This window comes from Brachybacterium sp. p3-SID957, assembly GCF_025144775.1.
Classification (GTDB): Bacteria; Actinomycetota; Actinomycetes; order Actinomycetales; family Dermabacteraceae; genus Brachybacterium; species Brachybacterium epidermidis.
This window is the reverse complement of the sequence record NZ_JALXKT010000027.1, coordinates 30,048-40,854: the sequence shown is the minus strand read 5'-3', so window position 1 is coordinate 40,854 and position 10,807 is coordinate 30,048. Positions and strand designations below refer to the sequence as shown.

The 10,807-nt window shown below is 72.3% G+C and carries 11 protein-coding genes and 1 tRNA gene; 6 read left to right on the top strand and 6 right to left on the bottom strand.

Annotated elements, in window-relative coordinates:
* Position 1 precedes the first annotated feature (1 nt).
* The 3 genes from M3B01_RS07710 to pheA are packed head-to-tail and all read left to right on the top strand — an operon-like array spanning position 2 to position 2,006.
* The gene (locus tag M3B01_RS07710; protein ID WP_259790825.1) at positions 2 to 388 is read left to right on the top strand and encodes a GntR family transcriptional regulator; all 387 of its coding nucleotides are present in this window, start codon (positions 2 to 4) and stop codon (positions 386 to 388) included.
* On the top strand, positions 385 to 990 hold the full coding sequence (locus tag M3B01_RS07705; protein WP_259790822.1) for a GNAT family N-acetyltransferase: 606 nt from the start codon (positions 385 to 387) through the stop codon (positions 988 to 990). Before M3B01_RS07710 ends, M3B01_RS07705 begins: the two co-directional genes overlap by 4 nt.
* A 26-nt stretch (positions 991 to 1,016) precedes the next feature.
* A complete protein-coding gene (gene pheA, locus M3B01_RS07700; protein ID WP_259790820.1) occupies positions 1,017 to 2,006 on the top strand; it encodes a prephenate dehydratase in 990 nt (329 codons plus the stop codon).
* A 7-nt stretch (positions 2,007 to 2,013) separates the two neighbouring features.
* On the opposite strand, the gene M3B01_RS07695 is transcribed toward pheA, so the two are convergent.
* Complete coding sequence (locus M3B01_RS07695; protein ID WP_259790818.1) at positions 2,014 to 3,372, bottom strand: diacylglycerol kinase family protein; 1,359 nt, start codon at positions 3,370 to 3,372, stop codon at positions 2,014 to 2,016.
* Positions 3,373 to 3,560: 188 nt separating this feature from the next.
* On the opposite strand from M3B01_RS07695, the gene serS reads away from it, so the two are divergent.
* Together serS and M3B01_RS07685 are read left to right on the top strand one after the other, a co-directional pair.
* Positions 3,561 to 4,823, top strand: coding sequence for a serine--tRNA ligase (serS, locus tag M3B01_RS07690; RefSeq protein ID WP_193866618.1), 1,263 nt, complete (start codon positions 3,561 to 3,563; stop codon positions 4,821 to 4,823).
* Between the two features lie 86 nt (positions 4,824 to 4,909).
* The gene (locus M3B01_RS07685) at positions 4,910 to 5,794 is read left to right on the top strand and encodes an HAD family hydrolase (protein ID WP_259790815.1); all 885 of its coding nucleotides are present in this window, start codon (positions 4,910 to 4,912) and stop codon (positions 5,792 to 5,794) included.
* 38 nt (positions 5,795 to 5,832) lie between these two features.
* Here M3B01_RS07685 and M3B01_RS07680 read toward each other — a convergent pair whose 3' ends face one another.
* Complete coding sequence (locus M3B01_RS07680) at positions 5,833 to 6,786, bottom strand: NAD(P)H-quinone oxidoreductase (protein WP_259790813.1); 954 nt, start codon at positions 6,784 to 6,786, stop codon at positions 5,833 to 5,835.
* 59 nt (positions 6,787 to 6,845) lie between these two features.
* A complete protein-coding gene (locus M3B01_RS07675) occupies positions 6,846 to 7,856 on the bottom strand; it encodes an MDR family oxidoreductase (protein ID WP_259790810.1) in 1,011 nt (336 codons plus the stop codon).
* A gap of 128 nt (positions 7,857 to 7,984) precedes the next feature.
* Between M3B01_RS07675 and M3B01_RS07670 the strand changes: the two genes are divergently transcribed.
* Positions 7,985 to 8,335: a cation transporting ATPase C-terminal domain-containing protein gene (locus tag M3B01_RS07670; protein ID WP_259790807.1), complete on the top strand. Its 351-nt coding sequence runs from the start codon at positions 7,985 to 7,987 to the stop codon at positions 8,333 to 8,335.
* A gap of 64 nt (positions 8,336 to 8,399) precedes the next feature.
* Here the strand turns inward: M3B01_RS07670 and M3B01_RS07665 are convergent.
* The 3 genes from M3B01_RS07665 to M3B01_RS07655 all read right to left on the bottom strand — a co-directional run bounded on the left by M3B01_RS07665 (position 8,400) and on the right by M3B01_RS07655 (position 10,805).
* Positions 8,400 to 8,487: transfer RNA gene (locus tag M3B01_RS07665), tRNA-Ser, on the bottom strand.
* A gap of 48 nt (positions 8,488 to 8,535) precedes the next feature.
* Positions 8,536 to 9,891 carry a PQQ-like beta-propeller repeat protein gene (locus M3B01_RS07660; RefSeq protein ID WP_259790805.1) on the bottom strand — a complete coding sequence of 452 codons (1,356 nt, stop codon included), beginning with the start codon at positions 9,889 to 9,891 and terminating at the stop codon, positions 8,536 to 8,538.
* Entirely contained in the window at positions 9,888 to 10,805 is a 918-nt protein-coding gene (locus M3B01_RS07655; protein WP_259790802.1) for a cytochrome c biogenesis CcdA family protein, read from the bottom strand. The genes M3B01_RS07660 and M3B01_RS07655 overlap by 4 nt, the downstream gene beginning before the upstream one ends.
* Positions 10,806 to 10,807 lie beyond the last annotated feature (2 nt).

The window sequence follows — 10,807 nt, the reverse complement described above, 5'->3', positions numbered from 1 at the left end:
GCTGGTCGTGGACCTGGAGGACCCCACCCCGCCCTACGAGCAGATCCGCCGCGCCATCCTGGACCAGGTGGCAAGTGGAGTGCTGGTGACGGGGGACCGACTGCCGGCCATCCGCACCCTGGCCGGGGACCTCGGGCTCGCCCCGGGCACCGTCGCCCGCGCCTACAAGGAGCTCGAGGAAGCCGGCGTGCTGATCACCCGGCGCGGGGCGGGGACGCGGATCGCCGAGGGCGCCCCCGTCGCGGAGTTCAACCCCGATCTGCAGCGCCTGGCCGATGACGTCGTCGGCGCCGCCCGCAGTGAGGGCTTCGGCGACGAGGCGATCCTCGAGGCTGTGCGCCGCGCACTGCGTGCCGGTCCCGGGTCCGGCAGCCCCCACCTCTCGTGATCCACCTGGTGCCGCTGGGGCCTGAGCACGCCGAGCAGATCCTGCACGGCCAGGACCAGAGCCTGGCCGACGAGGTGTTCGGCGTCCGCTGGGAGGCCAAGACCCTCGATGCGTTCCTGCGCCGAGCGGAGCGATGGCGGGCCGACGGGCCACTGCGGGAGTTCGCCGCCATGGCGCCTGTGGGGGAGGTGACCGAGCATCCTAGCGCGGTCGACCACGTTCACTCGAGGAGGGCCACCGCTCCTGCGGGCAGGCGCGAAGAGACCGGCAGCGGAGCCCACCGTCTCATCGGCGGGGGAGGGATCCACCTCCTCGGGGCCGGCCTGGACCGGGGGCAGGCGGCGCTGACCTACTGGGTGCTGCCGGCCCACCGCGGGCTCGGGCTGGGCGCGCGCATCGCCGGTGCTCTGGTGCAGCGAGCACGGCTGGAAGCGCGCATCGTGGAGCTGGTGCTGCGGATCGCCCCGGGCAACAGCGCCTCCCAGGCCGTGGCCCGCGGCATCGGCGCCGGGCCCCTCCGCACCGGCCATGCCACGGTCACTGAACGGCACCCGGCCGATGCCGCCCGCCTCGTGGAGCGCTGGACGCTTCCGCTGCGCTGATCTGCCCGGCACTACACTCACGGCTCATGCGGTACGGATTCCTCGGCCCCGAGACCACCTTCACCCATCAGGCGCTGCTGCAGGCCCTGGCCGAGACGCCCGAGGAGTTCGCGGGCGCCGAACCGGAGCTGGTGCCCTTCGCCTCCGTGGCCACCGCCACCACCGACCTGCTGGCCGGGGACATCGACGCCCTCATGGCCCCCATCGAGAACTCCGTGGAGGGCGGTGTCTCCGGCACCCTCGACGTGCTGGCCGCCACCGACTCCATCACCATCGTCGCCGAGCAGGTCGTGCCGATCACCTTCGTGCTCGCCGCCCGCGAGCCGATGGAGCCCAGCGAGGTCACCACCGTGGCCTCCCACCCGCACGCCCAGGCCCAGGTGCAGGGCTGGCTGCGGGCGCACCTGCCCGAGGCCAGCATCGCGGCCTCCTCCTCGACGGCCGCCGCCGCACGCGATCTCGCCTCCGCCACCGCGGAGGACTCCGTGGGACGCGCAGCAGTGTGCTCCCCGCTGGCCGCCCGCCATTTCGGACTGGAGGTGCTGGCCGAGGGGATCGAGGACCACCAGGGCGCCCAGACCCGCTTCGTACTGGTCACCCGGGAGGGCAGGATCCCGGCGCGCACCGGGTCGGACAAGTCCACGCTGGTGGTGCAGCTGCCGCACAACCGCGCCGGTGCGCTGCTGGAGATGCTGGAGATGTTCAGCGCGAACGGGGTGAACCTCTCTCGCATCGAGTCCCGGCCCATCGGGGACTTCCTGGGCAGGTACTCCTTCTCGATCGACGTCGAAGGGCACATCGAGGACCGCCGCGTGGCCGCTGCGCTGAGGGCCCTGCACCGCGTGTGCCCCGTGGTCCACTACCTGGGCTCCTACCCGCGGGTGGACGGGCAGCGCCCCGAGTTCCGCGAGGACTACGCCGACGAGGCCTACGACGAGGCCCGTGACTGGGTCGAGTCGCTGACCTCCATGGTCACCCGCCCAGCCCAGGGTGACCTGAACGCTCAGGCGGACTGAGCGCCCCTCAGTCCCGGGTGGGGCTGGAGCTGACGGGCACCCGCAGGTGCAGCACGCCCGGGTCCACCTCGGCGATCAGATGGGTGGCCTCCACGTCGGTGTCGCCGTCCAGCTGCACCATCTGCGGCTTGGTGGTGGCGACCTTGATGGACTCGGTGTGGTACGCCTCCAGCGTGGACAGGCGCGGACCGCGGCGCAGGCGGCGCTTTGGCTGCGCAACCGCGCTGGGGTTCATGATGTGGCTGGCCAACTGGCTGAACCCGGCTGCACCCGTCCAGCTGGCCACGAGCACCTCGAGGCGCCCGTTGTCGATCGCGGCATCCGGCATCAGGGTGATCCCGCCGGGGAGCTTGCCCACGTTGCCCAGCAGCACGGTGCGGGCCTTGTGGGGGTGGCGGGAGCCGTCCGGCAGGTCCACCACGATGTCGATCGAGCGACCGAGGATCGACTTCACGCCGCCGAAGACGTAGGCGATCCAGCCGATGCGCTTCTTCATCTCGTCCCCGGTGTTGCCGATCATCTCGGCGTCGGCCCCGAAGCCGGCGATCACCAGGAACACCTGCTTGCTGGCGGACTGCGCCTCGGCCGCAGTGCTGCCCACGCGCAGCCAGCCCACGTCCACCAGGCGATCCTGACCGGTGAGGATGGCGGTCATCGCCGCGGCCGGGTCGTCCAGCGGCAGCTCGACGTTGCGGGCCAGGAGGTTGCCGGTGCCGGCGGGGATGATGCTCATCAGGGTGTCGGTGCCGGCGAGCTCGGAGGCCACCATGCGCACGGTGCCGTCGCCACCGGCGGCCACCACCAGGTCGGCGCCGTCGCTGACGGCCTGCCGTGCCATGCCCCGGCCCGGATCCTCCACGGTGGTCTCGTAGAAGGCGACCTCGGAGCCCTCGATCCGCTCGATCACCTCGGTGATGCGGGTGCGGAAGGCCTCTTCGTCAGCGAACTTGGAGGGGTTCAGCACGATGGCGACCTTCTCCAGACGCTTGCCGACCTCGGTCTCCTGGTGCTGAGGGTCCTCCTCCGTGGCCTCGTCCTCGAAGGAGTCCTGGGAGCGGCCCCAGTCACCGGCCTCGGGGTGGGCGTGCTCATCGGCACCGGCACCGTCCTGCTGGGACTGGGCGGCGCCCGGCAGGGAACCCGGGGCGCGGGAGTTCGCGCCGTCCGCGGAGCGCTCGTCGTCGGGCCCGGCGCCTGCGGCGCGACGCGCCCGACCGGCGTGAGCGGCGCCGCGCACCTCGTCCCGCAGGGCGGCGATGTCCTTGCCGTGCCGCCCCTGGCGCTGCAGCACCATCGCGAGCATGACGAGCCCGATGACGGCGGCGACAACCAGGGCGATGAGGAGCACCATGAGGGTCTGATCCATGGCGCCAGGATAGTCGCGATGTCCGATATCGCCGCGCACGCCGCCTACCGCCCGCCCGGCACCCCGCCCCTGCCCCGTCGGCCGTCGGTCCCTGCCCGTCGGGCCGGCACCCGATGGCCGGCGGAGCGCCTCCTCGCGCTGTCGTGCTCCGCTGTGGGAGGGCGGTCACGCGCAGGTACCCTGGACCAATGATCGATCTGCGGCAGCTGCGCGAGAACCCCGATGTCGTCCGTGAGGCCCAGCGGGCCCGTCGGCGTGACCCCTCCGTCGTCGACTCCGTGCTGGAGGCCGACGCGCGCTGGCGCGAGTCCACCACCGCCTTCGAGTCCAAGCGGGCCGAGCAGAAGACCTTCGGCAAGCAGGTCGCCAAGGCCCAGGGCGAGGAGAAGCAGCAGCTGCTGGCCCAGGTCAAGGAGCTCGCCGCGGAGGTCAAGCGGCTCGAGGCGGCCACCGCCGAGGCCGTCACTGCCCGCGACGAGCTGCTGCGCTCCATCCCCAACATCGCCGAGGGCGCCCCCGAGGGCCTCGAGGAGGACTTCGAGGTGCGCCAGCTGGTGGGCGAGCCCCGTCAGTTCGAGCACCCGATCAAGGACCACCTCGAGATCGCCGAGGGCCTGCGCGCGATCGACATGGCCCGCGGCGCCAAGGTCTCCGGGGCCCGCTTCTACTTCCTCACCGGCGTGGGCGCCCAGCTCGAGCTGGCCATCCTCAACTCCGCCATCGACCAGGCCACCAAGGCCGGGTTCACCCCGATGATCACCCCCACCCTGGTGCTGCCCGAGGCCATGGAGGGGACCGGCTTCCTGGGTGAGCACGCCGACGAGGTGTACCACCTGGACAAGGGGGACGACCTCTACCTGGTGGGCACCAGCGAGGTGGCCCTGGCCGGGTACCACGCGAACGAGGTGCTGGACCTGTCCGACGGGCCCCTGCGCTACGCCGGCTGGAGCGCCTGCTACCGCCGCGAGGCCGGCAGCTACGGCAAGGACACTCGCGGCATCATCCGCGTCCACCAGTTCCACAAGGTGGAGATGTTCTCCTACTGCCGCATCGAGGACTCCTACGACGAGCACGAGCGCCTGCTGGACTGGGAGCGCGAGATGCTGGCCCGCATCGACGTGCCCTACCGGATCATCGACACCGCCGCCGGTGACCTGGGCACCTCCGCCGCCCGCAAGTTCGACTGCGAGGCCTGGATGCCCAGCCAGAACACCTACCGCGAGCTCACCTCCACCTCGAACACCACCCAGTTCCAGGCCCGCCGCCTGAACATCCGCGAGCGCACCGAGGACGGCCTGCGCCCGGTCGCCACCCTCAACGGCACCCTGGGCACCACCCGCTTCATCGCCGCCATCCTGGAGAACCACCAGCAGCCCGACGGCTCGGTGGTGGTTCCCGAGGGGCTGCGGCCCTACCTGGGCGGACGCGAGGTCTTCGAGGTCATCGCCTGATGGCACGCCCCCTGCGCTCGCTGCTGCACGCCGTCCGTCACCGCCGGTTCACCCGACGGTCAGATGCCGCTGACACACTGCCCGGCATGACGTCCACGGACACCGCCCCCGCAGCCCGTACCGCCCACATCGACGCCGTTCGTTCCCGCCTGAACGAGCTGCTCGAGCCCATCGCCGGTACCGACCTGCTGATAGGGCTGGACGTGGACGGCACCCTGGTGGACCACGACGGTGCCATGAGCGACCCCATGCGCGCCGCGCTGCGCCGGGCTGCCCGGGACCACCACGTGGTCATCGCCACGGGTCGCTCCATCGGCGCCACTCTGCCCATCGTCGAGGCCGCCGGCATCGAGCGCGGCTACGCCGTGTGCTCCAACGGCGCGGTGACCGTGGAGATGGATCCCGAGCTCGAGGCCGGTCACCGCGTGATGGCGACCCGCACCTTCCAGCCCGGCCACGCCCTGGCCACCCTGCGGGAGGTCGCACCGGATGCCCACTACGCGGTGGAGATGCCCGACGGCTCCTTCCACGCCACCCCCGGCTTCCAGGACGCCAGCTTCGGCGTGCGCGCCAAGGAGACGAACCTCGACGAGCTGATGGTGCTGGAGGCGGTGCGCGTGGTGGTGCACGTCCCGGACCTCACCCCGCAGGAGTTCTCGAAGGTGGTCGCCGAATCGGGCGTGAACGGAGTGGAGTACGCGATCGGCTGGACGGCCTGGCTGGACATGGCCGCCCCCGGCGTCTCCAAGGCCACCGCCCTGGAGGAGATCCGCGAGCACCTCGGCATCGAGCAGAGCCGCACCGTCGCCGTAGGGGACGGCTTCAACGACACCGAGATGCTGCAGTGGGCCGGCGTGGGCATCGCCATGGGCCAGGCCCCGCAGGGTGTCAAGGACGTGGCCGACACCGAGACCGCCACCGTCTACGACGACGGCACCGTGCTGGTGCTGGAAGGCCTCAGCGGCGCCTGAGGCACTGCGTCAAGGGCGGGATCTGGCGGCCCGTGGCCTCACCTGCCGTTGCTCGAGGTGGCGACCTTCAGCACCACCTTGCCCAGGTGCCCGCCCTCGCGCAGCACCCCATGAGCCTCCGCCGCCCGATCGAGCGGCAGGCGCTGCTGGATCGGGATCCGCACCGTGCCGTCGGTCAGCCACGGCCACACCAGTTCGCGGGTGCGTGCCAGGATCTCGCGCTTCTCCCCGGTGGGTCGGGAGCGCAGGGTGGTGCCGATGACCCGGGCCCGCTTGCCCATCAGGGCACCGACCGGCAGTTCACCGCGGCCACCGCCCAGGGTGCCGATGATGACCAGGCGGCCTCCGGTGCGGAGCATGGCGATGTTGTCCGCCAGGGCCGGCCCGCCGATCACATCGAGGATCACATCGGCCCCGCCCGCCACCTCCACCGCGGCGCGCACGTCGGTGGTGTGCCGGTTCCAGGCCGCATCGGCCCCCAGGGCGCGCACCGCCCCGGTCGCCTCATCGGAGCCGACGGTGGTGAGCACCCGGGCACCGAGAGCGTGGGCGATCTGGATGGCGGTGGCGCCGATGCCGCCGGTGCCGCCGTGGATCAGCACGGTCTCACCGGCCTGCAGCTGCGCCTCGATCACCAGGTTGGAGATGACGGTGGCGCACACCTCCACCACGGCAGCGGCCTCCACCAGGCCCAGTCCCTCCGGCACCGGCAGCAGCTGCCCCTCCGGTACGGCCACCACCTCCGCGTAGCCACCGCCGGCCAGCAGCGCCACCACGGCCTGCCCGGTGTCGCGGCGGTGACCGGAGACCTCGAGCCCCGGCAGCTCGGAGGTACCCGGGGGAGGGGGATAGTTCCCAGCCACCTGCGCCAGGTCGGCCCGGTTCACCCCGGCGGCCACCACGTCCACCAGCACCTCACCCGGGCCGGGTACGGGCTCCGGAACCCGGGCGGGTTCGAGACGGTGATCCTCGGTGATGCTGACAGCCCGCATCAGGGGTGCCGCCCCCTGAACGCCGGCCGCATCACCAGCAGCACCAGCGTCCGCGGCCCTCACAGCGCCACGTCCACGACGGTGCGGCCACGCACCTGGCCGTCGAGGATGCGCTGCGCGTGGCCGATCACCTCGGACAGGCCGATGGTGCTGGTCATCGAGTCCAGCAGCTCCAGGTCGAGCTCCTGGGACAGGGCGTCCCACGCCCGCTCGCGCAGCGGCAGCGGCGCCTCCACCGAGTTCACCCCGGCGAGGGTGACGTGCCGCAGGATGAACGGCAGCACCGTGGCGGGCAGGTCCGGCCCCTGGGCGAGCCCGTAGGCCGCCACCGTCCCGCCCCACCTGGTCTGGGCCAGCACGTTGGCCAGCGTCGTGGAGCCCACCCCGTCGATCGCCCCAGCGAACCGCTGGGACTGCAGCGGCTTGCCCACCTCCCCTCCCAGCCCCGCACGGTCGATCAGCTCCGCGGCACCCAGGCGGCGCAGGTACTCCTGGTTCTCGCTCCCCCGGCCGGTGGAGGCCACCACCCGGTACCCGCGGCCGGCCAGCAGTGCGATCGCGATCGACCCGGCACCACCGGAGGCGCCGGTCACCAGCACGTCCCCGTCGTCGGGGGCGAGGCCCGCGTCCTCCAGGCGCAGCACCGCCAGCATCGCCGTGAACCCGGCCGTACCGATCGCGGCGGCCCGCTCGGGGGAGATGCCCGCGGGCAGGCGCACCAGGGCGTCCGGCCGCACCCGGGCACGGGTGGCGAAGCCGCCGTGGCGGGACTCCCCGATGCCGCTGCCGTTGAGGACCACCAGGTCACCGGCATCCCAACCGCCGGCCCCAGAGCCGGTCACCCGGCCCACCAGGTCGATGCCGGGGATCAGCGGGAAGGTGCGTGCGATGCCCTTGCCGGCGATGGCCATGCCGTCCTTGTAGTTGTAGCTGGAGGCCAGCACGTCCAGCTCGACGGTGGCGCCTGCGGCGTCGCTGTCGGCGTCCTGCCCGGTTGCGAGCAGGGACTCCTCGGCATCCTCCACCAGGCGGGGCTCACTGCCCTTGGACTCGATGATCACGGCGCGCATGGCTGTCCTCTCCCTCGGTTGCAGGTCGCTCCAGCCTATGCGCCGGGTCCGTGGGCCGGCCTGGGCGACCGCACCTCCATGGCGTTCTCCGGCACCACGGTGGCCTCCGGCTCCGGCCGCGGCTGGGGATGACGCTGCCGCTGACCCCAGTGCAGGTGCTGTGGGTCAACACCATCACCGCCGTCACCCTGGCCCTCGCGCTCGCCTTCGAGCCGGGGGAGCCGGACATCATGCTCCGCCCCCCGCGGGATCCGAAGGAGTCGATCCTCACGCGCGCCGGCGTGGTGCGCATCGTGTACGTGTCACTGCTGCTGGGCGCGGTCACCGTCGGGGTGTTCCTGCTGGGGCAGTCGATGGACGTGCCGCTGGAGATCTCCCGCACCACGGCCGTGAACACCCTGGTGGTGGGAGTGCCGATCCGCGCGGGCGTGCTCGTCTTCGCCGTGGTGGAGGCCGACAAGGCACTGCGCCGACGGTGAGCCTGCGCCGGAGAAGCCTGAGTCGCGACAGGTCTGTCAACCATGTCGCGACTCAGGACAAGGGCGGAGGGTGCGGGATTTGAACCCGCGGTACGGGGTTACCGCACAGTGGTTTTCAAGACCACCACATTCGGCCGCTCTGTCAACCCTCCCGGTGCCATCAGGCACCGATCGAGCATACCGGGCCGCAGGGGTGAGCTTCACTCCCGCATGCCGAAGCTCTCGTCCAGCGTGGTGGTCACCAGGCAGCGCTCCCGATCGAAGCGCACGGCCGCTGCAGCCTCGGCATTGAACAGCTCCGGCATCCCGAGCGTGCCCGAGACGTCCGCATCGTACGGCTGGACCATCACCCCCTGCAGGGTGTCCAGCACCACGAGCGTGCCCTCCTGGGGCCGCGCCGCGTACGCCAGGCGCTCGCCGGCGCTGACCAGCTGCAGCGGTTCGGTGTCCACGTGCCGCCACACCTCGGCGCCTGAGGCGTCCAGTCCCGTCACCACGTTCCCGGAGACCACCACCGTGGTGCCGGTGGCAAGGTCGCGGGTGGCGGCGGAGGCTCCCTCGGCCACCACGGACCCGTCGGCCAGGTCCACCAGCAGCCCGCTGACGGCCCCCGCGCCGTCGCCGCTGCCGAGCCCCCGGGTCACCGCGAGGGACGTGTCCGGGCTGATCTCCCCGACCACGTTAACAGTGAGCGGATCCGTCCCCGCGGGAAGCTCGAGCTTCCACAGGCGTGACCCGTCGGCGCTCGAGACCGCCACCAGCTGCTCGGCCTCGGTGTGCAGGATCGTGCCCAGGTGCTCGGCGATGATGCGACCGCCCTCCAGATCCGCCTCCGACAAAGCCACCTCGCCGGTGCTCGCCGACAGCGCCACGCGCTCACCGCCGGTGCCCATCAGCTGATCCCCCGGCGAGGCGAACACCAGGCCCGGTGCGATCTGCGGGCCGGGGACCTCCACAGGCCCCCACAGCTGCTCCGCCGTGGCCAGGTCGTAGGCGGTGACCGAGGTAATGGCGACCCGGCCCTCGGCGTCATCCCCGCCCTCGCCCGCCGCGCTCCCGCCACCGTCGGCGATGACATCGGCCAGCACCGCCACTGCACGGCCCTCGTCCGCACGGGACAGGGCGAAGCCGGTGCAGCTCAGAGGGCGGCGTGCAGTCCATGCGATGGTGCCGTCCTGATCCATGGCGACGTAGCGCAGCACATCCTCCTGCTCCCCGTATCCCAGGAACATGCCGTCCAGCTGCAGCGCGGGCGCGGTCCATCCCGGCTTCACCACGACCATGACGGTCATCTCCAACGGCAGCCGCAGGTCCGCACCGACCACGGTCTCCGCCTGCGCCCCCTCCACCGTGGGGGTGGGATCGATGGGAATGGCCGGTGGCTCCGGAGTGGCAGGCGCGTCACCGCCCCCCGGGCCGGCCCCCGCCGGATCGGCCCCCGCCGGATCGGCAGCCGACGGGTCGGCACCCGTCCCGGACTCGGACTCATCGGAGGTGCAGGCCGCCAGTCCCAGCAGACCGGCGGGGACGGCGAGAGCGAAGGTGCGTCGTCTCATGATTCCTCTCGGGGCGTCGAGGCGCGGGAGCGGGCGGGCCTGTCGGCGGCCTCGGCGGGGACTGCGACGGGGCGGTGGGTCCCAGAGCGGATCCGGCGCCGCCTGCCCGCCCACCACAGCAGCAGCGCGATCGCCGCGGCACCGATGATCACCGCGATCTGCACGCTGGGGCCCGAGAGTGCGGATCCGGCCTCCTGCCAGCGGGCCAGGGTGCCGGTGGGGACCAGGGACGGCAACGTGACCAGGCCGTTCGTGACCCAGAACAACACACCGAGCGCCATGATCACCAGGCCCGTGACGACGCTGGTGGAGTGCAGCTCACGACCCGCCACGGTGAAGGTGCGGCCCCGCAGCAGGGCACGACCGCGACCTCCCAGTCCGTCCCAGATCGCGGCCAGCAGCATCAGCGGCACCACCATGCCCGCCCCGTACACCGCCAGCAGCAGCCCGGAGCGCATCACGTCGGCCTGCCCCAGCGCCAGGGTGAGCACCGCCCCCAGGATCGGCCCCGCGCAGAAACCGGCCACACCGCCCACCGCACCCAGCAGGAAGGTGCGCACGAAGCCGGTGCCGCGCGAGGCGCGCTGCTGGATGCGGTCGAAGCCCGGCAGCAGGCGCGACAGATCGAAGCCCACCCCCAGCGCATGGGCGGTCCCCAGGGCGATCAGCAGCAGGGAGGTGACGGCCACCAGCACCCCGCGATGCTGGGTCAGCAGCATGCCGAGGGCCCCCATGCCGATCCCCAGCGGCACCAGCGTCACCAGCAGGCCCGCGTAGAACACCAGGCCGTGCGGGATCAGCTGCACGCGGGAGGTGAGGGAGGAGGCGAAGAACCCCGGCAGCAGCAGGGCACCACAGGGGCTCAGCAGGGACAGCGCACCACCCAGGAACGCTGTCAGGACACCGATCTCCATCC